This is a genomic window from Leucobacter sp. CX87 (genome assembly GCF_018682295.1).
Taxonomy (GTDB): domain Bacteria; phylum Actinomycetota; class Actinomycetes; order Actinomycetales; family Microbacteriaceae; genus Cx-87.
In genome coordinates this window covers 307,789-328,599 of sequence record NZ_JAFIRI010000001.1, presented here as the reverse complement: position 1 = coordinate 328,599, position 20,811 = coordinate 307,789, and the positions used below count along the sequence as shown (strand labels likewise).

At 65.7% G+C, this 20,811-nt stretch carries 21 protein-coding genes; 8 read left to right on the top strand and 13 right to left on the bottom strand.

Going from position 1 to position 20,811, the window contains the following annotated elements:
- Positions 1 to 4 precede the first annotated feature (4 nt).
- Positions 5 to 289: a WXG100 family type VII secretion target gene (locus KOE53_RS01550; protein ID WP_188044760.1), complete on the bottom strand. Its 285-nt coding sequence runs from the start codon at positions 287 to 289 to the stop codon at positions 5 to 7.
- Here KOE53_RS01550 and KOE53_RS01545 point away from each other — a divergent pair.
- Complete coding sequence (locus tag KOE53_RS01545; protein WP_188044761.1) at positions 288 to 647, top strand: hypothetical protein; 360 nt, start codon at positions 288 to 290, stop codon at positions 645 to 647. The two genes, KOE53_RS01550 and KOE53_RS01545, sit on opposite strands and share 2 nt — an antisense overlap.
- Positions 648 to 709: 62 nt before the next feature.
- Here KOE53_RS01545 and KOE53_RS01540 read toward each other — a convergent pair whose 3' ends face one another.
- The 6 genes from KOE53_RS01540 to sufB all read right to left on the bottom strand — a co-directional run bounded on the left by KOE53_RS01540 (position 710) and on the right by sufB (position 6,085).
- A complete protein-coding gene (locus KOE53_RS01540) occupies positions 710 to 1,939 on the bottom strand; it encodes a hypothetical protein (RefSeq protein WP_188057130.1) in 1,230 nt (409 codons plus the stop codon).
- Between the two features lie 108 nt (positions 1,940 to 2,047).
- On the bottom strand, positions 2,048 to 2,380 hold the full coding sequence (locus KOE53_RS01535) for a metal-sulfur cluster assembly factor (protein ID WP_188044763.1): 333 nt from the start codon (positions 2,378 to 2,380) through the stop codon (positions 2,048 to 2,050).
- Positions 2,381 to 2,382: 2 nt separating this feature from the next.
- Entirely contained in the window at positions 2,383 to 3,150 is a 768-nt protein-coding gene (gene sufC, locus KOE53_RS01530) for a Fe-S cluster assembly ATPase SufC (RefSeq protein ID WP_188044764.1), read from the bottom strand.
- Entirely contained in the window at positions 3,147 to 3,479 is a 333-nt protein-coding gene (locus KOE53_RS01525; RefSeq protein ID WP_188044765.1) for a non-heme iron oxygenase ferredoxin subunit, read from the bottom strand. Before KOE53_RS01525 ends, sufC begins: the two co-directional genes overlap by 4 nt.
- On the bottom strand, positions 3,480 to 4,667 hold the full coding sequence (gene sufD / locus KOE53_RS01520; RefSeq protein WP_188044766.1) for a Fe-S cluster assembly protein SufD: 1,188 nt from the start codon (positions 4,665 to 4,667) through the stop codon (positions 3,480 to 3,482). It lies immediately after the preceding gene.
- Positions 4,667 to 6,085, bottom strand: a complete 1,419-nt coding sequence (gene sufB / locus KOE53_RS01515) for a Fe-S cluster assembly protein SufB (protein WP_188044767.1) — start codon at positions 6,083 to 6,085, stop codon at positions 4,667 to 4,669. Before sufB ends, sufD begins: the two co-directional genes overlap by 1 nt.
- A gap of 274 nt (positions 6,086 to 6,359) precedes the next feature.
- Between sufB and KOE53_RS01510 the strand changes: the two genes are divergently transcribed.
- Complete coding sequence (locus tag KOE53_RS01510) at positions 6,360 to 7,298, top strand: COX15/CtaA family protein (RefSeq protein WP_353055548.1); 939 nt, start codon at positions 6,360 to 6,362, stop codon at positions 7,296 to 7,298.
- A 269-nt stretch (positions 7,299 to 7,567) separates the two neighbouring features.
- Here KOE53_RS01510 and KOE53_RS01505 read toward each other — a convergent pair whose 3' ends face one another.
- On the bottom strand, positions 7,568 to 8,497 hold the full coding sequence (locus KOE53_RS01505; RefSeq protein WP_188057129.1) for a heme o synthase: 930 nt from the start codon (positions 8,495 to 8,497) through the stop codon (positions 7,568 to 7,570).
- Between the two features lie 165 nt (positions 8,498 to 8,662).
- Between KOE53_RS01505 and tkt the strand changes: the two genes are divergently transcribed.
- The 6 genes from tkt (at position 8,663) to pgl (ending at position 16,833) form a co-directional block, all read left to right on the top strand.
- Positions 8,663 to 10,738, top strand: a complete 2,076-nt coding sequence (tkt, locus tag KOE53_RS01500) for a transketolase (protein WP_188057128.1) — start codon at positions 8,663 to 8,665, stop codon at positions 10,736 to 10,738.
- A 69-nt stretch (positions 10,739 to 10,807) separates the two neighbouring features.
- Positions 10,808 to 11,917, top strand: coding sequence for a transaldolase (gene tal, locus KOE53_RS01495; protein WP_188057127.1), 1,110 nt, complete (start codon positions 10,808 to 10,810; stop codon positions 11,915 to 11,917).
- Positions 11,914 to 13,572, top strand: coding sequence for a glucose-6-phosphate isomerase (locus KOE53_RS01490; protein WP_188057126.1), 1,659 nt, complete (start codon positions 11,914 to 11,916; stop codon positions 13,570 to 13,572). Before tal ends, KOE53_RS01490 begins: the two co-directional genes overlap by 4 nt.
- On the top strand, positions 13,569 to 15,095 hold the full coding sequence (gene zwf / locus KOE53_RS01485; RefSeq protein ID WP_188057125.1) for a glucose-6-phosphate dehydrogenase: 1,527 nt from the start codon (positions 13,569 to 13,571) through the stop codon (positions 15,093 to 15,095). The genes KOE53_RS01490 and zwf overlap by 4 nt, the downstream gene beginning before the upstream one ends.
- Positions 15,092 to 16,117 (top strand): glucose-6-phosphate dehydrogenase assembly protein OpcA, encoded by a 1,026-nt coding sequence (locus KOE53_RS01480; protein WP_188057124.1) that lies wholly within the window; start codon positions 15,092 to 15,094, stop codon positions 16,115 to 16,117. Before zwf ends, KOE53_RS01480 begins: the two co-directional genes overlap by 4 nt.
- A complete protein-coding gene (gene pgl / locus KOE53_RS01475; RefSeq protein WP_251364042.1) occupies positions 16,114 to 16,833 on the top strand; it encodes a 6-phosphogluconolactonase in 720 nt (239 codons plus the stop codon). The genes KOE53_RS01480 and pgl overlap by 4 nt, the downstream gene beginning before the upstream one ends.
- Positions 16,834 to 16,927: 94 nt before the next feature.
- On the opposite strand, the gene KOE53_RS01470 is transcribed toward pgl, so the two are convergent.
- The 5 genes from KOE53_RS01470 to gap form a co-directional block, all read right to left on the bottom strand.
- Positions 16,928 to 17,293, bottom strand: a complete 366-nt coding sequence (locus KOE53_RS01470) for an RNA polymerase-binding protein RbpA (protein WP_188044775.1) — start codon at positions 17,291 to 17,293, stop codon at positions 16,928 to 16,930.
- Between the two features lie 69 nt (positions 17,294 to 17,362).
- On the bottom strand, positions 17,363 to 17,614 hold the full coding sequence (gene secG / locus KOE53_RS01465) for a preprotein translocase subunit SecG (RefSeq protein ID WP_188044776.1): 252 nt from the start codon (positions 17,612 to 17,614) through the stop codon (positions 17,363 to 17,365).
- 97 nt (positions 17,615 to 17,711) lie between these two features.
- Complete coding sequence (gene tpiA / locus KOE53_RS01460) at positions 17,712 to 18,500, bottom strand: triose-phosphate isomerase (RefSeq protein ID WP_188057123.1); 789 nt, start codon at positions 18,498 to 18,500, stop codon at positions 17,712 to 17,714.
- Positions 18,497 to 19,699, bottom strand: a complete 1,203-nt coding sequence (locus KOE53_RS01455; RefSeq protein WP_188057122.1) for a phosphoglycerate kinase — start codon at positions 19,697 to 19,699, stop codon at positions 18,497 to 18,499. Before KOE53_RS01455 ends, tpiA begins: the two co-directional genes overlap by 4 nt.
- Positions 19,700 to 19,745: 46 nt before the next feature.
- A complete protein-coding gene (gene gap, locus KOE53_RS01450) occupies positions 19,746 to 20,762 on the bottom strand; it encodes a type I glyceraldehyde-3-phosphate dehydrogenase (protein WP_188044779.1) in 1,017 nt (338 codons plus the stop codon).
- Between the last annotated feature and the right edge of the window lie 49 nt (positions 20,763 to 20,811).

Genomic DNA, 20,811 nt, shown 5'->3' with positions numbered 1-20,811 from the left:
TCTGCTACAGACTCCAGGAAGAGGCAATACTGCGCTCAGTTGCGACGTATCGTTCCTGCGCCGCGGCTGCCGCGTCGCTTGCGGAATCAAGTAGCCCACGCATCTCGTTCAAGCCGGTGCTCCACCGGCGGTGTGCGTCTGCATACGCGAGCTGGGCGTCACCGGACCAAGCGACAGCGAGTACGGCAGAGCGCGACTCAAGGGCAGCAAGCTCGGCCGCTATCTCGCTCGCCGCAACGCGAAGCGTCGCCACAGCAGCCTCAAGGGAAGACGAATCTACGTTGAGCATGGGTCACCTACACCGTTCCGAATCGCTGCTGGAAATCGCGAACTCGCTGCTGCATCTGCTCGAGCATCTCCTCTGCCTCAGCGCGCGGCGAGGCCTCATCAGGGTCTTCCTCTGTGAGCCTATCCATTCGCTCATTGAGCTGATCGATGTTCCCACGCAGGAGCTTCCGCACGCGCACCGCTTCCGCGGACGTATCTTCGCCCCGCAAAACCTCATTGAGCGTGGTCTGATTCAGATCGATCCGGCTCTGGAGTACTTGCCAGTCTCTCCCGCGCGCTCCACTTCGATTGAGCTTGGCGGTCTCCTCGTTGGCCCGCTCCTGCTCACTCCGCTGCTCCGCAAGCTGCTCGGCGAGTGAGGCCGAGAGTGCGTGCAGTGAATCGATTGCCGCCCGCATGCGCTCCTGCGCGTCTTCGAAGTTCACGCGCGCACCGCCCGTGTCACAACGCTATTCACCAGATCCTCGGCCATGAACGCAGCCTGCGCGATCTTCTCCCGTGCAGCGATGAACTCGTTGATCGCGTCCATCAATGCGTTGATCGCCATGTTGATGCCTTTGACGATCATCAACACCTGCCGAATCTGGGTCATTGCCGTGACGGTCGCCGTGATCCAGCCGGCGACCGGAACAGTGAGCTGCGGAATGATGAGCAGCACGATCGTCTCGATCAAGCCAATCGCTGATGCGACCGCAGCGCAGGCGAGCCGCGCGGCGGTGACGACAAGATCGACCATGCCCGAGACTGCATCGTAGGCGTAGCTCAGGGCCACAGTGGCGGCGCTCATCGCTGCCATCACCAGTTGGTAGGCGTTCGCCGCATCTCCGACCCAGCCGCTTGTTTGTCCGGGAAGTCCCGAGAAGTTGCCAGCGGTCTCCATGAGATTTTGGCCGCCATGGCCCCACGCGGCCGAGGCGCGGCCGATGGCTTGCCAATCGCCGCCGAACGGCTTCAGGACATACTCTTCGAGCACGCTGTAGCCCAAAATTTGGTCGAGCACCCAATCAATTGAACCGAGGATCAGGCCGGCATTCCAGCGGAGCTCTTCGACGAAGTTGTCCGTTTTCGTCTCCGGCGCGACGAGATAGCTACTGGGATCCGAGCGCTCGACCACTCCCCCGCGACCGGTCATATGAGAGAGCCGATCGACCGTGGTAGCTACAGCGTGGGAGACAAGATCCGCTCCCTCGGAGGCAGAATCAGCCGCGGTCAGGATGTAGTCGAAGTCGAGTGGCTTCGCGGAGCGAGACGTGCCGTAGTCCGCGTCCGCGCTGGAGGCTGCCCCACCCAATCGGGGGAAGTCTGAAGGAGAAACAGGAAAAGGAGAAGCGCCCGTGCCCAGCTGGCGCAGGAGCGCATTTGCTTCGGCATACGCTTCACGATCTGCATCGAGGTAGGAGTTGAGCGACGCGCGCGTGTTCTGGCCGGCCCAGCGTGACGCATCGCCGATCAGCGTGGCGCCGTATTTTCCGGCATCAACCACCAGGCCGTTGACCGGGTGCAGCAGTTGCAACAGAAAGCCGAACGAGGACGCCTCCAACCGGCACTGCGCATCCAGGTACTGTTTCAGTTTCTCGCTGTGTACTCGCTGACGATCGAGGAGCTCAGCCGCCATGCTGAGTTGCGTGTAATCCACTGAAAACGTTGCCATTCAGAAGCTCCCCAAAGCCCCTCGTTCGATTCGGCCTATCGTCCCAAAGGAGTGGGGCGGGCTCCGCCTCTCGGCAGAACCCGCCCCACTCTGATGCCCACTGGGCTGTTAGATGCTGAAGCCCAACGCTCTCATCATGTCGCGGCCGTCATCGGTGATGCGCTGCGGCGTCCACGGCGGCATCCACACCCAGTTGATGCGGAAGGCTGTGACGAGTCCGTCCAGCGACTCGGCGATATCGGCCTCGATCACGTCGGTCAGAGGGCAGCCGGCGCTCGTGAGCGTCATGCTGATGACCAGCGCGTCGTGCTCCTCGTCGAAGGCGAGATCGTAGATCAGGCCAAGGTCGACGATGTTCACACCGAGCTCGGGGTCAGAGACCTCCTTGAGTGCCTCGAGCGCCTGCTCGCGGAACTCCGGGTCGATCGTCAACGTCGTCATGATTAGGCCTGCGCGTCCTCGGTCAGGAAGCGGTCGTAGCCCTCCGACTCGAGACGATCTGCGAGCTCGGGGCCACCCTGCTCAGCGATCTTGCCGTTCACAAACACGTGCACGAAGTCCGGCTTGATGTAGCGGAGAATGCGCGTGTAGTGCGTGATGAGCAGCAGGCCGAGACCGGTGCTGTCCTTGGCGCGGTTGACGCCCTCAGAAACGATCTTCAGCGCGTCGACGTCGAGGCCCGAATCGGTCTCGTCGAGGACACCGAACTTCGGCGTGAGGAGCTCCATCTGCAGGATCTCGTTGCGCTTCTTCTCGCCGCCCGAGAAGCCCTCGTTGACGTTGCGCTCCGCGAAGGACGAGTCCATGCGGAGGTTCTCCATGGCGCCGCGAACCTGCTTCATCCAGCCACGGATCGCGGGCGCTTCGCCCTCGATGGCCGTCTTGGCGGTGCGCAGGAAGTTGGCGTTGGTGACGCCCGGGATCTCGACCGGATACTGCATTGCGAGGAAGAGCCCCGCCTTGGCGCGCTCGTCAACGCTCATCTCGGTGACCTCTTCGCCGTCGAGCAGAATCGATCCGCTGTCAACGATGTAGCGAGGGTGGCCGGCGATCGTGTACGCGAGCGTCGACTTGCCCGAGCCGTTGGGGCCCATGACGGCGTGCGTCTCGCCCTGCTTGATCGTGAGGTCGACGCCGCGCAGGATCTGCTTCATTCCCTGATCGGTCTCAACGCTGACGTGCAGGTCCTTGATCTCAAGAACGGAACTCATGTGGTGATCTCTTTCGTAACAGTGGGGTCAATGTACACGTATCCGTCTTCGATCTCGACGACGTACACGGGAACCGGCTCGTAGGCCGGCAGGTTCTGCGGGACGCCGGTGCGCAGCGAGAACGCCGAGCCGTGGGCCCAGCACTCGAGCGTGTCGCCCTCGATGAATCCCTCAGACAGGCTGATCTGGCCGTGCGAACAGGTGTCCCCGATCGCGTGCACCTCACCCTGATTGTCGAGCACTACCGCGATGTCGACTCCGCCGAGCTCAACCTTGATGGGTTGATCCTGCACGAGGTCGGCAACCGGCAGCACTTGGGTGCGCGCCATCTAGTACACGCCCTCTTCGAGCTCCGCCTCGATTGCTGCCTGCAGGCGCGCTTCCGTTGCGGGGTGACCGATCTGGTTAATGACCTCGAGCAGGAAGCCACGCACGACGAGCTTGCGTGCCTCCTCCTCCGAGATGCCGCGGCTCATGAGGTAGAACAGGTGCTCATCGTCGAACCGGCCGGTGGCGCTGGCGTGGCCGGCACCCTCGATGTCTCCGGTCTCGATCTCCAGGTTCGGAATCGAGTCCGCACGGGTGCCCGGTGAGAGCACAAGGTTGCGGTTCTGCTCGTAGCTGTCGGTGCCCTCGGCGCTGCGCCGGATCAGCACATCGCCGATCCAGACGGTGCGCGCACCTTCGCCCTGCAACGCGCCCTTGTAGGTGACGCGGCTGCGCGTGTGCGGCGAGAGGTGGTCGACGTAGACCTGCTGCTCGAGGTGCTGACCGGCGTCAGCGAAGTACGCGCCGAGTGCCTCGATGCCAGCGCCCTCGTGATCGAGGTGGAACGACGGATTCAGGCGAACGGTCTCGCCGCCCAGCGACACCACGATGTGGGTCAGCTCAGCGTTGCGGCCAATCGTGGCGTAGTGGCTCGACAGGTGCGTTGCCGCGTCGCCCCACTGCTGCACCGAAACCACGGTGAGCTTGGACTCGTCGCCCAGCACGATCTCGACGTTCTCCGAGAGCAGGGCTTCGCCCGTGTGCTCGAGGATGACGAGGCCGCGCGAGAACGGCGTCGACTCGATGACGAGGTGCGCCGCGCGAGCGGCGGTCCCGAGTGAGTCTCGGGTCACCACGACGGTGCTCTCCTCTTCACCGCTCACGGTGATGAGGAGAGCCTCGCCGAACGCCGACCAAGCAGCGGCTGCGCCGCGCTCCTCCGGGGTGCCGGCGCGGCCGATACGGGCGTCATCGCGAGCAATCCATTCGTGCGAGATGCCCTCGGCCTCGGAAACGGTCACCGGGGTGCGGCTTCCGTCAAGCTCACCGTTCAGGAGCGCGTCGAGCTTCTTGATGGGGCTGAACTTCCAGTTCGCCTCGCGACCCGTAACGATCGGGAAGTCTGCAACATCGGTCGAGGTGAATCGCTCGGAACGCGTCTGCACGGGCACCTTGCGATCCCATCCGCCGTCCGAGTGCGCCTTCAGGCCGTGCTGTGCGGTCTCGGCGGTCGTATCAACGATCGTCATTATCCGACGGATCCTTCCATGCCCATCTCGATGAGCTTGTTCAGTTCGAGGGCGTATTCCATGGGGAGCTCGCGGGCGATCGGCTCGATGAAGCCACGGACGATCATTGCCATGCCTTCTTCTTCCGTCATTCCGCGGCTCATGAGGTAGAAGAGCTGGTCTTCGCTCACACGCGAAACCGTCGCCTCGTGCCCGAGCACCGCGTCGTCCGTGCGAATGTCGATCGCCGGATAGGTGTCAGAGCGAGAGATGCGGTCAACGAGCAATGCGTCACAGACCACCGAGTTGGCGGCGTGGTGCGCGCCAGCTTCAATGCGGATCTCGCCGCGATAGCCGGTGCGGCCGCCGCCACGCGCGATCGACTTCGACAGGATCGAAGACGTCGTGTGCGGGGCGAGGTGCACCATCTTGGCGCCCGCGTCCTGGTGCTGGCCGGGGCCGGCAAAGGCGACCGAGAGCGTCTCGCCCTTGGCGTGCTCGCCGGTGAGGTAGATCGAGGGGTACTTCATGGTGACCTTCGAGCCGATGTTGCCATCGACCCACTCCATGATGGCGCCCTCTTCAGCAATCGCGCGCTTCGTGACCAAGTTGTAGACGTTCGTCGACCAGTTCTGGATCGTGGTGTAGCGAACGCGAGCGTTCTTCTTCACGATGATCTCCACGACCGCCGAGTGCAGCGAGTCAGAGCTGTAGATCGGGGCCGTGCAGCCCTCGATGTAGTGCACGTAGCTGCCCTCGTCGGCGATGATCAGCGTGCGCTCGAACTGGCCCATGTTCTCCGTGTTGATACGGAAGTACGCCTGCAGCGGGATCTCGACGTGGACACCCTTCGGGACGTACACGAACGAGCCACCCGACCACACAGCGGTGTTCAGGGCCGCGAACTTGTTGTCGCCCGACGGAATGACGCTGCCGAAGTACTCCTGGAAGATCTCGGGGTGCTCGCGCAGCGCGGTGTCGGTGTCGAGGAAGAGCACGCCCTGCTCCTCCAGATCCTCGCGGATCTGGTGATAGACGACCTCGGACTCGTACTGAGCCGCAACGCCGGCAACGAGGCGCTGACGCTCCGCCTCGGGGATGCCGAGCTTTTCGTACGTGTTCTTAATCTCGTCCGGGAGTTCCTCCCAGGTCGTCGCCTGCTTCTCAGTCGAACGAACGAAGTACTTGATGTTGTCGAAGTCAATCCCCGACAGGTCCGCACCCCAAGTGGGCATCGGCTTCCGGCCGAAGATCTGCAGCGCCTTCATGCGACGCTCGAGCATCCACGCCGGCTCGTCTTTCAAGGCGGAGATGTTCTTCACGACGGCATCGCTGAGTCCGCGTTTCGCGGTGGCACCAGCGATATCCGAGTCGTGCCAACCAAATTCGTATGTGCCCAAACCTTCGAGTTCAGGACGATCAATCAGAACGTCTGGCATCCTCTTCCCTCTTCTGGATCTCGCTGGGGGGAGCAACCCGCACTGAGTCGGAGGGATCCGACCCAGCTCGGCGCGTAGCGCACACCGGGTTCTCCGCAACAGTGCAGTAATCTAAACAACGGCCGGACACGCGAATTTCTTCCCTTCAGAAGGAACGGGTCATCGAGCCACTGCCACAGCTTCCCATTCTACAGAATTCCCGCGAAAAAGGGAGGGTCTGCCGTGCGCGTCTTTTTACGCGTTCAGATTGGCCCGTCGCGCCTAAGGAGCAATCGTGCCTGATGCCACCGTCCGCCCCACAGCCGCCACCTCGGCGCACGAACCTGGTCCCCGGCTCCCCCGCCGCATCAGGATCCTGGCGTGGTGGGTGTTCGTCACCCAGGTCCTCATTGTGGCCACCGGTGGGGCCGTGCGACTGACCGGATCGGGCCTCGGCTGCGACACCTGGCCGAAATGCACCGCGGACTCGTTCGTGCACAACCCGGCAATGGGCATTCATTCCTATATTGAGTTCGGGAACCGGACGCTCTTCTTCCTGCTCGAAATCGTGGCCATTCTCGCGCTCATCGCGCTCTGGAAGTTCCGGAAGGCACGCCCCGACCTCTTCTGGCTAGTCGTTGTCCCGACCCTCAGCATCCCGATCCAGGCAGTCCTGGGTGGGATCACGGTGCTGTCGGACCTGAACCCGTACGTCGTCGGCGTGCACTTCCTCGTGAGCGTCGTCCTCGTCATGCTCGCCGCGCTCCTCGTGAAGCGCGCGTACGAGCCGGGCGGCCCGCGCGCACTGGCGGTCTCCGCGCCCCTGTTGCAGAACGCCTGGATCGCCACCATTGTCGGCATGATTACGGTCGTGGTCGGCACGCTCCTCACCGGATCGGGCCCCCACGCCGGCGACGGCGGCGCTGCGCGCAACGGACTCGACTCTGCCGTCGTGCAGACGCTTCACGTTGCGCCCGCCTACGCGACGCTTATCTTCACCGCGCTGGTCTGCTTCCTGGCGTACCAGGAGCGTGCGTTCTCAGTGCAGCGTTTTGCGGGTTGGGCGCTCGTGGTCATGGCCCTCCAAATCATGGTCGGCATCGCGCAGGCCCGCCTGGCGCTCCCTCCGCTGCTCGTGGGCATCCATATGGTGCTCGCCTGCCTGCTCGCCTCGGCCCTGTTCCTCATGCTCGTCGAGACGCGCCAGCGGGTGCGAGTGGCGATCGTCGCCTAGCTCGCTGGCTCGTCCAGGCGAGGGTGGGTGGCCGTTGGGCTACCCACCCTCGCCTCGTTGCGCATCCCTTGGGCGCGAACTCGCAACCGTCGCGAGTTCCCTCGGCGCCACGGAGATGTCGGAAGCGGACCGGCGAAGGGAACTGAGTCAGCTCCGAGTGCCGAACGCAGCGATGGCTGTCGAGCTGACGCTCCGAGCGCTGCGGAGCGGGGACCCAGAAACAGAACAGGCGCCTCCCGAAGGGAGACGCCTGGATCCTGCGCAGACGGCTAGAAGGGCAGTAGCGGGTCGATCGCGATCGCGAGGAACAGCACCGACAGGTACGTGATCGAGCCGTGGAAGAGCTGCATCGGCTTACCCTCGGCACCGCGAATCGCGCTGCTGTAGAGCCGATGCGCCGCGACGATGAAGTAGCCGCCCGTGAGCAGCGCCACGGCCGTGTACGTCCAACCCATGTCCGCGACGGGGATCAACAGCAACGAGCTGACGACCGTCGCCCAGGTGTAGAGGATGATCTGCAGGCCGACCGTAATGCGGCCGCGGACGACGCCGAGCATCGGCACACCCGCCGCGGCGTAGTCGTCGCGGTACCGCATGGAGAGCGGCCAGTAGTGCGGCGGTGTCCAGAGGAAGATGATGAGGAAGAGGATGAACGGCGGCCACGAGAGGCTCTCGGTGACGGCGGCCCAGCCGATGAGCACGGGGAAGCAGCCGGCCAGGCCGCCCCAGATGATGTTCTGCTCACTGTGGCGCTTGAGAATCAGCGTGTACAAGACGACATAGAACAGGATCGCGGCGAGCGAGAGTGCGGCGGCGAGCCAGTTCGTGGTGAGCCAGAGCCACACGATCGAGGCGATGCCGAGCACCCACGCGAAGATGAGCGCGTTGCGGTCCGAGATTTCCCCCGTGACGAGCGGACGCTTGCTGGTCCGTTTCATCAAGCGGTCCATGTCGCGATCGATGTAGCAGTTGAACGCGCCTGCCGAGCCGGCGCTCATCGCGCCGCCAATCAGCGTCGCCAAAACGAGCCAGAGGCTTGGCAGCGCGTGCGCCGCAAGAATCATGGCCGGAACCGTCACCACCAGCAGCAACTCGACCACTCGTGGTTTCGTTAAAGCGACATACGCTTTCACGCGACGCACGAGTGTCGAGGAAGTCGAAGCGGAGGGACGACGCGGGGACAAGGTCTCGGATGACATCGCGAAACAGTCTACGCCAGGCGAGGGATGCGCAACCTGAGCGCATGCGCGCGTCGACAGGGGCGTCGAGGGCGCCATGCACGGTAGTCTGGTTTGCGGTGAACTTCGGGGGCAGACCGAGCTCGGGCAGCCCCCTCCCCCAACACGTCCGGAGAGGCTGACGAATTGTCGAACGAACTGCACTGGGATGAACGCGACGACCGAGCGGTAGATACCGCTCGTGTGCTCGCTGCTGACGCTGTCGAAAGCGTCGGCAATGGACATCCTGGGACCGCCATTAGCCTCGCACCGGTCTCGTACCTGCTGCACCAGAAGGTCATGCGCCACGACCCGAGCGATACCGACTGGATCGGCCGCGACCGCTTCATCCTGTCGGTGGGCCACTCGTCGCTGACGCAGTATGTCCAGTTGTACCTCGGTGGCTACGGCCTCGAGCTTGATGATCTGAAGGCGCTGCGCCGCTGGGGCTCGAAGACCCCGGGTCACCCCGAGTACGGCCACACGCGCGGCGTGGAGATTACGACCGGACCGCTCGGCCAGGGCCTCGCCTCTGCCGTCGGCTTCGCCTATGCCGCACGGTACGAGCGCGGCCTGTTCGACCCCGAGGCAGCGCCCGGGACGAGCCCGTTCGATCACCATATCTACGTGGTCGCCGGCGATGGAGACCTCCAGGAGGGCGTGACCGCCGAGGCGTCGTCGCTCGCCGGGCACCAGGAGCTCGGCAACCTCATTGCGATCTACGACAGCAACCAGATCTCGATCGAGGACGACACCGATATCTCGTTCTCCGAGGACGTCGCGAAGCGCTACGAAGCCTACGGTTGGCAGGTGCTGCACGTCGATTGGAAGCGCACCGGCGCCTACGTCGAGGACGTCCGCGAGCTGAACGCCGCGATCGAGGCCGCGAAGGCTGAGACGGGCAAGCCCTCGCTCATCATCCTGAGCACGATTATTGGGTGGCCGAGCCCGGGCAAGCAGAACACCGGCGGCATCCATGGCTCGAAGCTCGGAGCCGAAGAGCTCGCCGGGCTGAAGGTCGCCCTCGACTTCGACCCCGAGCAGCACTTCGTCGTCGAGCCCGAGGTCATCGCCCACACCCGTGAGGCACTGACCCGAGGCGCGCAGACGCGCGCCGAGTGGCAGGCTGGCTTTGACTCGTGGGCCGCGGCGAACCCCGAGCGCAAGGCGCTGTTCGACCGCATCGAGGCGCAGGAACTTCCCGCCGAGGCGGCCGCCGCGCTGCCGACCTTCACCCCCGGTGAGAGCGTCGCCACCCGCTCGGCGAGCGGCAAGGTACTCGCGGCCCTCGGCCCGATCATGCCCGAGCTCTGGGGCGGCTCCGCCGACCTCGCAGGATCGAACAATACGACCATCCCGAACGCGGCCTCGTTCGTGCCGGTGAACCACTCCACCTCGAGTTGGAGCGGCGATCCCTACGGCCGCGTGCTGCACTTCGGCATCCGCGAGCACGCCATGGGCGCGATCCTGAATGGTATTCAGCTGCACGGGAAGACCCGCAGCTACGGCGGCACCTTCCTCATCTTCAGCGACTACATGCGCCCCGCGGTCCGTCTCGCGGCGCTCATGAACGTGCCGAGCATCTTCGTCTGGACGCACGACTCGGTCGCCCTCGGCGAGGACGGGCCGACCCACCAGCCGATTGAGCAGCTTGCGACGCTGCGCGCGATTCCAAACCTCGCCATGGTGCGCCCCGCGGACGCGAACGAGGTGTCCGTTGCCTGGCACGAGATCCTGTCGCGCCACGCTGGTCCCACCGGCATCGCGCTGACCCGCCAGAACGTGCCGGTGCTGCCTCGCGGGGGCGACTTCGCCTCGGCCGAGGGTGCGCGCAAGGGCGCCTATGTGCTCGTCGATTCACCCACAGACTCGGTGGACGTGCTGTTGATCGCCACCGGTTCCGAGGTGCAGCTCGCGGTCGAGGCCCGCGAGCGTCTCGCCGCCGAGGGCGTGGGGGCCCGCGTCGTCTCGGCGCCTTGCCTCGAGTGGTTTGACGAGCAGACCGCCGAGTACCGCGAATCGGTGCTTCCCGCGGCCGTGACCGCACGCGTCAGCGTCGAGGCCGGGCTTGCCCTGACCTGGACAGGCATTGTCGGTGACCGCGGCCGCTCGGTGTCGATCGAGCACTTCGGTGCCTCGGCCGACTACGAGACGCTGTTCCGCGAGTTCGGCATCACGACCGACGCCGTTGTTGCCGCGGCCCGCGAGTCCATCGCGAGCTAGCTCGGCTCGTCGCCCACCGCATCACGCAACGATTGATTCTCGATTCCGCTCAGCAAGAGGAGAAACACCATGAATGACTCCCCCACCGCACTGCTCAGCCGCGCTGGCGTCAGCATTTGGCTCGACGACCTGTCGCGCGAGCGGCTGGACAGTGGAAACCTTGTTGAGCTCATCGAGACGCGCGATGTGGTGGGCGTCACCACCAACCCGACGATCTTCGCTGGCGCATTTGCGAACGGTCAGGCCTACGCGGAGGGCGTCGCAGAGGCCCGCGCTGCGGGCATGAGTACCGAGGCGACGATTTTCGAGCTCATGTCCCGCGACGTTTCCGACGCGTGCGACGTGTTCCAGCCGATCTTCGAGCGGACACACGGCTACGACGGACGCGTCTCGATCGAAGTCGCTCCGTCGCTCGCTCGGGACACCGAGGGAACGGTCGCGCAGGCGAAAGAGTTGTGGGCACGGATCAACCGTCCCAACGCGATGATCAAGATCCCGGCAACCGAAGAGGGGCTGCCCGCGATCACTGCCGCGATCGCCGCCGGCATCAGCGTCAACGTCACCCTCATCTTCAGTCTGGAGCGCTACCGCGCCGTCACAAACGCATACCTCACGGGCCTCGAGCAGGCGCGCGCCGCGGGCATCCCGCTCGCCGGCATCCACTCGGTCGCTTCGTTCTTCGTCTCGCGCGTCGATACCGAGGTGGACCGCCGTCTGAACGAGGTTGGCACGGACGAGGCGCTCGCCTTGCGCAGCGACGCGGGAATCGCCAACGCCCGCCTTGCATACGAGATCTTCTTGGAGTCCTTCGCGAGCGAACGGGCCCGGATGCTACTGGCTGCGGGCGCAAACTCGCAGCGGCCGCTGTGGGCGTCAACCGGTGTGAAGGATCCAAGCCTGCCCGACACGCGTTACGTCGTCGAGTTGGTCGCGGAGGGCGTCGTCAACACGATGCCCGCCGGCACCCTCGAGGCAACGGCCGACCACGGCGTGGTCCGGGGCGACACCATCTCAGGCACCTTCTCCGAGTCGAACGCGCACCTCAACGCTCTGGACGGCGTGGGCATCGACTACACCGAGGTGACCGATTTGCTGGAGGTCGAGGGCCTCGCCAAGTTTGACGCGTCATGGGACGAACTGGTGGAGATGGTTGATACCGCGCTGAAGGGCGCACAGTGACTCCGGCGCCACTCGCGCTCACCCTGGCCGCGCCGGCCGCGGCAGACGAGGCTCTCGCCTCGCTGATCCGCGATCGCGTGGCAAGCCGCCTGTTCGCTGCGGACGACTCGCTCTGGGGGCCCGCGGCGCAGCCCGAGGCGTCTGTCCGTCTGGGCTGGGTCCGCCCGGCGGGCCTCGCCGGTTCCACCGAAGCACTCATCGACGATATTGAGGCGCTGCGCAACGAGCTCACCTCCGCCGGCGTCGACCGCATCGTACTGAGCGGAATGGGCGGCTCGAGCCTGGCACCCGAGGTCATCACCCGCCGCTACGGCGTCCCCCTTATCGTCCTCGACTCGACGCACCCGGCCCGCGTGCGCGCAGCTCTCGGAACCGACCTGTCGCGCACCGCACTCGTCGTGAGCTCGAAGTCGGGATCGACGGTTGAGACGCAGAGCCACCGCGAGACATTTGAGGCGGCGTTTGCCGCTCAGGGGCTTGACCCTGCCGCCAGGATCATCGTCGTCACCGATCCCGGCTCGCCGTTCGAGGCCTCAGCGCGGGAGCGCGGGAACCGCGTCTTTCTCGCGGACCCGCACGTCGGCGGACGCTACTCCGCACTCACGGCGTTTGGGCTCGTCCCCTCCGGTCTTGCCGGTGCGAACATTCGGGCGCTCCTGGCCGAGGCCACCGCGTGCCTCGGCGGACTCGCGCTTGACTCAGAGGAGAACCCGGCGCTCCGCCTCGCGGCCGCACTTTACGCGGGACTCCCCAGCCGCTTCGCGCTCGTGCTTGCACCAGGCGCCGAACCCGGAGGCGCGCACAGCGACGCTGCGACCGACTGGGGCCTGCCCGACTGGATCGAGCAGCTCGTGGCAGAGTCGACGGGGAAGCTCGGCCTCGGCGTGCTGCCGGTGGCGGTCCACCCGGGCTCACCCGAGACCGTCGGGCATCTCCCGTCAACCGCACAGCTGGTTTCGGTATCGCCCCTTCCCTCACACGCGAGTGGCGACCGCCTTGCTGGGCCCCTCGGCGCCCAGTTCCTTTGCTGGGAGGCCGCGACCGCCGTGCTGGGCCGTCTCATGAACATCAACCCGTTCGACCAGCCCGACGTCGAGTCCGCGAAGACGGCCACCCGCGCGCTGCTCGGGCAGGGCGTTCGTGATGAGCCGGTGCTGGGCCCCCTGAGCGACGTCGCTGGCGCGGCGATCCTGCGCGCTCCCGCCGGTGAGTTGCCCGCCGACGCGACGTCTATGTGGAGGGAGCTCTTTGCCCAGCTTCCCGCGAGTGGCTATCTCGCGGTCCAGGCCTACCTCGACGCAGGATCCCCGCTGGCGCCAGAGCTCGAAGGTTTGCGGGAAGCGCTCGCCGAACGGCTCGACGTGCCGGTCACGCTCGGCTGGGGCCCGCGATTCCTCCACTCCACCGGCCAGCTACACAAGGGCGGTCCCGCAGTGGGCGTTTTCCTGCAGCTCACCGACGAGGTGCGGGAAGACCTGGCCATCCCCGGCTCCGCGCAGAGCTATCACGAGCTGTTGACGGCGCAGGCCGCCGGTGACGCGAGCGTGCTCGTCGAGCGTGGCCGGCCAGTCGTTTCGCTGCGGCTTGCCGACCCGCTTAGCGGGGTGCGTGCGCTGCGCGCCGCGCTCCAGGCGTTGCCGGGGTCGGCCCGATGAGCGAAACTCCGTCCGCGGAGAATCGCCTGCGCTCGCCGGGAGACGTTCGTCTTGACCGGGTTGCTGGCCCCTGTGCGATCGTCCTCTTCGGTGTCACGGGCGACCTCGCTCGCAAGAAGCTTCTCCCGGCGATCTACGACCTCGCAAATCGCGGGCTCCTCCCACCAGGCTTTGCGCTCGTCGGGTTCGGCAGGCGCGAATGGTCGGACGAACAATTCGTCGATGTCGTCCGCGAGTCGGTACGGGAGCATTCTCGTACCGAGTTCGACGCTGACGTGTGGGAGCAGTTCCGCACGGGCATTCGCTTCGTCAACGGCTCGTTCGAAGACGCTGAGGCGTACGCCCGCATGCGGGTCGTGCTCGAGGACCTCCGTAGGGAACGTGGCACCGGTGGAAACACTGCGTTCTACCTCTCGGTGCCGCCCAGCTCCTTCCAGGTCGTGGGCGGGCACCTGCGTGACGCAGGCCTCGCCGAGGCCGACGATGACGCCTGGCGGCGCGTCGTCATCGAGAAGCCGTTCGGTCACGATTTGCCGAGTGCGCAGGAGCTCGGACGGGCCATCGACGCCGTATTCCCCCCGGAGCATGTCTTCCGCATTGACCACTATCTCGGCAAAGAGACGGTGCAGAACATCCTCGCGTTGCGGTTCGCAAACGTGATGTACGAGCCAATCTGGAATTCGGAGTATGTCGACCACGTGCAGATCACGATGGCCGAGGACATCGGGGTCGCCGGGCGGGCCGGCTACTACGACGGCATTGGGGCCGCGCGCGACGTGATCCAAAATCACCTGCTGCAGCTCCTTGCGCTCACCGCCATGGAACAGCCAGCCTCGCTGGGAGCAGACGACCTCCGGGTCGAGAAGGAGCGCGTCCTCGGTGCAGTCGTGCTGCCCGAAGACCTTGCCGCCTCGACCGCTCGCGGTCAGTACGCCAGCGGCTGGCAGGGCGGCGAGTATGTCCGGGGGTTTGTCGAGGAGGACGGAATGGCACCCGACTCGCGGACCGAGACGTTTGCCGCGATCACTCTCGGTATCGACTCCCCGCGGTGGCGCGGCGTCCCCTTCTACCTCCGCACCGGCAAGCGGCTCGCGCGACGCGTGACCGAGATTGCCGTGGTCTTCAAGAAGCCCGCCTTTGCGATCGTCGCTCCCGAGGCGCTCGGAAACAACGCCCTCGTCATCCGGATCCAGCCCGATGAGGGTGTGACCACGCGCTTCAGCTCGAAGGTTCCGGGCCCCGGAAACCAACTGCGCGACGTGACGATGGACTTTGGCTATAGCCACGCCTTCACCGAGGCGAGCCCCGAAGCCTACGAGCGTCTGATCCTGGACGTCCTGCTCGGCGAGCCGCCATTGTTCCCACGGCAGCGCGAGGTGGAGCTCTCCTGGCGGATTCTTGACCCCATCGAAGCCGAGTGGCGTCGCACCGGAGCACCCGAGCAGTATGCGTCGGGAAGCTGGGGCCCGGAGGGGGCCGCCGAAATGCTTGCCCGTGACGGCCGCGTCTGGAGGCGACCATGATCGAGACGATTTCCGACACCACGATTAGCGGGCTCAGCCGACGAATGGTGGCGCTGCGCATCGAGGGCGGCGCGACTACCCTCGGCCGCGTGCTCACCCTCGTCATTCCGTGCACGCTGGACGGAGTCGAAGAGGCAATCGAGGCGGCGAACTTCGCCTCTCGCGAGCACCCGATGCGCGTCATCCTGATCGCGCTTCCGGGCATCGAGCCCGGCGGGCGGCCTGGCCCGGGGATCTCGCAGCTCGCCCTCGTGCCCCGTGAGCCCAAAGACGGTCTGGACGCGGAGATTCGTGTGGGCGGCGATGCCGGCGCGAGCGAGGTCATCGTACTGCTCCCGCGAGGCGCCGTCGCGGCGGCGCCCGACCGGCTCGTGTCAGGGCTGCTGCTCCCGGACGCGCCGGTCGTCGTGTGGTGGTCTGATATCTGGCCCGATCACGCCGCGGAGACGCCCCTCGGCCGCCTTGCGCAGCGCAGGATTACCGACTCGGGAGCGTTTCTCGACCCGGCCGATCGCCTCCGCGCCTTGGCGCACGATTCGCAGCCGGGCGACACCGACCTCGCCTGGGCCCGCCTCACCCTCTGGCGCGCGCAGCTCGCCGCGGCACTCGATAATGCCCCGCACTGCACGATCAGTGATGTGACCGTGAGCGGCACCCCCGATTCGTCGTCCACCACGCTGCTCGCGGCCTGGCTGCGGCTGCAGCTCGGCGTGCCCGTCCACCGGCGCGAGATGCCCTTCGACGCCGGCGTCACATGGGGTATTCACTCAGTCGTCATCCACTCCCCCGACGGCGACATCTCGATTACGCGTAGTCACGGCGCGTTTGTCGCAATCGAGCAGCCCGGGCACCCCCGGCTCGAGGTGCCGCTTCCGCGCCGCCCGCTTCGGGAGTGCCTCGCGGAGGACCTCCGCCTGCTCCGACCAGACGAGCTCTATCAGCGCGTCGTCACCGAGGGGGTCCCGTTGCTGCTCGGAGACCCCACCACCGACATCCTGATTCTGCCGGAGGGACTCGCATGATGCGCCTCGAGACTGCACCGGATCAGGAGACTCTCGCCGCCTCGATAGCCACCGCCGCACTCGGCGTGCTCGCCGAGGTACAGCGCGACGGTCGGGTGCCGGTATTCGTGTTGACTGGCGGCAGCATGGGTATTGCCGCGCTCGCGGCGATCGCGCGTGACGCAACCGTGAGCGCCGTTGACTGGTCGCGCGTCGCACTGGTCTGGGGGGACGAGCGCTGGCTGCCCGCAGGCGACGCGGAACGCAACGAGCTCCAGGCGGACGACGCGCTGCTACGTGCGCTTCCGCTCGACCCTGCGCTGGTGCATCGCGTCGACGCCTCGGATGCCGGTTTCAGCCTTGACGCGGCCGCCGAGCGGTACGCGTCGATTGTGGATTCGCTCGGGCGCATCGATCTGGCTCTCTTCGGAGTCGGCCCGGACGGGCACGTCGCGTCGCTGTTCCCCGGACGAGACGACCTCCTGCTCGACGGGCCAGGCGTGCCGTCGGCACTTCCCGTCCGCGACTCCCCCAAGCCGCCCCCCGAGCGCGTGACGCTCACGCTCGACGCCATCCGGCGAGCGGATCGGGTGTGGCTGCTTGCGGCTGGCGCGGGCAAAGCCGAAGCAGTTGCGCACATTCGCGTTCCTGGACCGGAGCCGCTCCCAGCCGCACGGATCTCGGGTCTCGTCGAGACGGTCCTCTGGGCGGACACCGAGGCGCTCAGTACGTCATAGTGGGGTCGCGCACAAGCGCTGCGCCGACCAAAAAGCCGACGCGCACCGCGGCCCGAGGGCCAGGGTGCGCGTCGGCTGAGTGACAGCGAGTACGCTAGGCGCGCTTTGCCGTACCGCGGCGCTCGCGAAGCTTCTGCAAGGCGGCTTCGAGTAACTCGACGGCCTCCTCCTCGGTACGTCGCTCCTTCACGTAGGCGAGGTGCGTCTTGTAGGGCTCCGGCTTGGACAGGCTCGGAGGGTTCTCCTTGTCGCGACCAGCGGGCAGGCCGGACTGCGGGCAATCGATCTGGTCGGGGATCTCCTCGTCAGGAACGTCCGACGAGAAGTGGCGAATCGTCTCGTTGCCGAGTGCGTCCCAGTACGAGACCGCGTTGCGCTCGGCGTGGAATCCGTGATCCTTCTCGCCCATTGGACCTGACCCGACGCGGGCCCCACGAATTGCGTTGCTCCCAGTAGCCATGCGGAGACTCTCCCTCTAATGATGCGGATGCGCCGAAACGACGGCGAACGGCGAAAGTGTTACGTGCGTTTAGAAAACGCTAAAACGGGCGATGAGGCCCAGTCCCACGATGGACACGAACCACGTGATCGAGACCACGATCGTGATGCGGTTGAGGTTGCGCTCTGCGACGCCCGACGACCCAAGGCTCGACATCATGCCGCCACCAAACATGTCGGAGAGGCCGCCACCGCGGCCCTTGTGCAGCAGGATGAACAGGATGAGCAGGAGGCTGGTGATGACCAGCAGCACCTGCAGAATCACCTGGAAAACGAGGAGCACGTCGGGGAACCCTTTCGTGGAAGTGTAGAGCGGCGCAGCGCGCCACTGACCTAGTATAGCCGTCGCCCGACGCAATCATCGGGCGACGGGCAGTGAACTACGCCGTGACGTGCTTTCTGAACTGCACGATGCGGGTGAATTCGTCGATCTTCAAGCTTGCTCCACCGATGAGTGCGCCATCGATGTCGGGCTGGGACATGAAGCCCGCGATGTTCTGGCTGGCGACCGAGCCGCCGTAGAGCACGCGAACGCGCTGGGCATCGTCTTCTCCGCGCAACTCGGAGATCTTCTCGCGCAGCGCGCGAGCGACCTGCTGCGCCTGTGCGGGAGTCGCCGCTTGGCCGCTGCCGATCGCCCAGACAGGCTCGTAAGCCACGACATACTCCGCGCCTTCGGGCAGTCCCGCAAGCGACGCTTCGAGCTGGGCGACGGGGACAGCCGACGCGCCATGCAGTTCGAGGTCCTCCGCGGTCTCTCCGACGCAGATGACCGGTACCATGCCCGCGCGGCTGGTCGCGACGGCCTTTGCCGCCACGATCGCGTCGTCTTCGTGATGGCCCGCGCGGCGCTCCGAATGCCCGACGATGACATAGTGGACCTCGAGCTTGGCGAGGAACGGCGCGGCAATGTCGCCCGTATACGCGCCCGACTCGTGCGGTGACACGTCTTGCGCACCGAGGCGCAGGGCGAGCTTGTCGGCGGCAAGGAGAGTCTGCACTGAGCGAAGGTCAGTGTACGGCGGGAAGACCGCCACCTCGACGTCGGAGTAGTTGTGCTTGACGTCACCCAGACCCCACGACAGCTTCTGCACGAATGCGATCGCCTGCAGGTGGTCGAGATTCATCTTCCAGTTGCCCGCAATCAGCGGGACACGTGCATTACTCACGCGAGTACCTCCAGTCCAGGCAGCTGCTTTCCCTCGAGGAACTCGAGGCTGGCGCCGCCGCCAGTAGAAATGTGGCCGAACTGATCATCGGCAAATCCGAGTGCGCGCACGGCGGCCGCGGAATCACCGCCGCCGACGACCGTGAAGCCGCTTGTTTCGGTGAGGGCGTGCGCGACCTCACGCGTACCGTTCGCGAATGCGGGCATCTCGAAGACGCCCATGGGACCGTTCCAGAACACCGTCGCTGATCCCATGATTGCCTCCGCAAACGTGCGAGCGGAATCGGGGCCGATGTCGAGACCGATGCCGGCAGCGCCGAAGGCGCTCGACTCGATGTCATGCGCCGGGACGATCTCGTGCGCGGCATCGGCGGCGAACGCCTCTGCCACGACGACATCGGTCGGCAGCACGATCCGGACGCCGCGGCGCTCGGCCTCGGCGAGATACCCCCGCACCGTCTCGATCTGGTCGGACTCGAGCAGGCTCGCGCCCACGCGATATCCCTGTGCCGCAAGGAAAGTGAAGAGCATGCCGCCACCGATGAGCAGCGTGTCGACGCGCTCAATCAGGTGCGCGATGACTCCGAGCTTGTCGGACACCTTCGAGCCCCCGAGGACCACCGTTGCCGGGCGTGCGGGCGACACCGTCAGGCGTTCGAGCACCTCCAGTTCGGCCTGCACGAGACGGCCCGCAGCGGAGGGCAGGATCTCAGCGAGTTCGGTGACGCTGGCCTGTCGGCGGTGCATGACGCCGAACCCGTCTGAGACGAATGCGGTACCAAACTCAGCGAGCTTCGCGGCAAACGCGTGCCGCTCGCCTGCGTCCTTACTCGTCTCCCCCGGCGAGAAGCGCAAGTTCTCGAGGAGCGCTACCTGGCCCGCCTCGAGGCCAGCCACTGCCTTTCGGGCCTCGTCGCCGACGGTGTCGGCGGCGAATGCGACGGGAGCGTCGAGCAGCTCGGCGAGACGCGCGGCGACGGGGCGCAAGGAGTACCGCGCCTCGGGCGCCCCAGCGGGACGCCCGAGGTGGCTGATCAACACAACCCTCGCACCGGTTGCGGTGAGCTCACGGATCGTCGTGAGTGACGCCCGGATCCTGCCGTCGTCGGTAATGACACCGTCGCTAAGCGGGACGTTGAGGTCACATCGGACGATGACCGTCTGGGTGCTGAGATCACCGAGAGATTCGAGGGTTCGCATGCCGAAAGCACTCCTTCTGCGGAAATGAAATGAAACGGGACGCTGACTAGCTCGTCGCAGGCAACGTGTCCGCGACGTACTCAGCCAGGTCCACGAGCTGGTTCGAGTAACCCCACTCGTTGTCGTACCAGGCCGAAACCTTGACAAGCGGGCCGCTCACGCTCGTGAGGCCCGAGTCGAAGATCGTTGGGTGGGGATTCTGCACGATATCTGACGATACGAGCGGATCTTCGCTGTATTGCAGGATACCGGACAGCGAACCGCCAGCGGCCGCGAGGTAGGCAGCGTTGATCTCCTCGACGGTCAGCCCGTCGCGCGTGATCACGGTCAAATCGACAATGGAACCCGCGGGAATTGGTACCCGGTAGGAGGAACCGTTGAGCTTTCCGCTGAGCTCGGGGAGCACGAGGCCGATGGCGTGTGCAGCGCCGGTCGAAGTGGGGACGATATTCACCGCTGCAGCCCGCGCGCGTCGGAGGTCGCGGTGCGGGCTGTCCTGCAGCACCTGATCCGCCGTATAGGCGTGTGCCGTCATCATCGTTCCGTGCTCAATACCGAACGCATCGTTCAGTACCTTCGCGAGAGGGGCGAGGCAGTTGGTCGTGCAGGAAGCGTTCGAAATGACGTGATCGTTCGCGGGGTCGTAGACGCCCTCGTTCACGCCCATCACGATCGTCGGAGCGGGACCGTACGCCGGCGCCGAGATCAGCACCTTTCGCGCTCCCGCGGCGAGATGCGCCGACGCATCCTCCACCTTCGTAAAGTGACCGGTCGACTCAATCACGATCTCGACGCCGAGCTTTGCCCAAGGAAGGTTCTTCGGGTCGCGCTCAGAGAAGACGTCGAAACGATCGCCGTTCACCGTGATGCTCGACTCGTCGTGCGTGACCTCGGCATCGAGGACACCGCCGACCGAGTCGTACTTCAATAGGTGTGCCAGCGTCTTCGTGTCGGTGAGGTCATTCACCGCCACAATGTCGAGATCAGCCCCCTGTGCCAGAGAAGCTCGGAGGAAGTTTCGACCAATGCGGCCGAATCCGTTGATTGCGATACGTGTGCCCATTCACGTGCCTTTCAACTCGAAGGTGAGTGTTACATGACGATGCCGCCGG

Bases quoted from the DNA above. Each gene is read 5' to 3' on its own strand.
- KOE53_RS01545 (WP_188044761.1), top strand. From the start codon at position 288: ATGGGTCACCTACACCGTTCCGAATCGCTGCTGGAAATCGCGAACTCG.
- KOE53_RS01550 (WP_188044760.1), bottom strand. From the start codon at position 289: ATGCTCAACGTAGATTCGTCTTCCCTTGAGGCTGCTGTGGCGACGCTT.
- KOE53_RS01540 (WP_188057130.1), bottom strand. From the start codon at position 1,939: ATGGCAACGTTTTCAGTGGATTACACGCAACTCAGCATGGCGGCTGAG.
- KOE53_RS01535 (WP_188044763.1), bottom strand. From the start codon at position 2,380: ATGACGACGTTGACGATCGACCCGGAGTTCCGCGAGCAGGCGCTCGAG.
- sufC (WP_188044764.1), bottom strand. From the start codon at position 3,150: ATGAGTTCCGTTCTTGAGATCAAGGACCTGCACGTCAGCGTTGAGACC.
- KOE53_RS01525 (WP_188044765.1), bottom strand. From the start codon at position 3,479: ATGGCGCGCACCCAAGTGCTGCCGGTTGCCGACCTCGTGCAGGATCAA.
- sufD (WP_188044766.1), bottom strand. From the start codon at position 4,667: ATGACGATCGTTGATACGACCGCCGAGACCGCACAGCACGGCCTGAAG.
- sufB (WP_188044767.1), bottom strand. From the start codon at position 6,085: ATGCCAGACGTTCTGATTGATCGTCCTGAACTCGAAGGTTTGGGCACA.
- KOE53_RS01505 (WP_188057129.1), bottom strand. From the start codon at position 8,497: ATGTCATCCGAGACCTTGTCCCCGCGTCGTCCCTCCGCTTCGACTTCC.
- tal (WP_188057127.1), top strand. From the start codon at position 10,808: ATGAATGACTCCCCCACCGCACTGCTCAGCCGCGCTGGCGTCAGCATT.
- zwf (WP_188057125.1), top strand. From the start codon at position 13,569: ATGAGCGAAACTCCGTCCGCGGAGAATCGCCTGCGCTCGCCGGGAGAC.
- KOE53_RS01480 (WP_188057124.1), top strand. From the start codon at position 15,092: ATGATCGAGACGATTTCCGACACCACGATTAGCGGGCTCAGCCGACGA.
- pgl (WP_251364042.1), top strand. From the start codon at position 16,114: ATGATGCGCCTCGAGACTGCACCGGATCAGGAGACTCTCGCCGCCTCG.
- KOE53_RS01470 (WP_188044775.1), bottom strand. From the start codon at position 17,293: ATGGCTACTGGGAGCAACGCAATTCGTGGGGCCCGCGTCGGGTCAGGT.
- KOE53_RS01455 (WP_188057122.1), bottom strand. From the start codon at position 19,699: ATGCGAACCCTCGAATCTCTCGGTGATCTCAGCACCCAGACGGTCATC.
- gap (WP_188044779.1), bottom strand. From the start codon at position 20,762: ATGGGCACACGTATCGCAATCAACGGATTCGGCCGCATTGGTCGAAAC.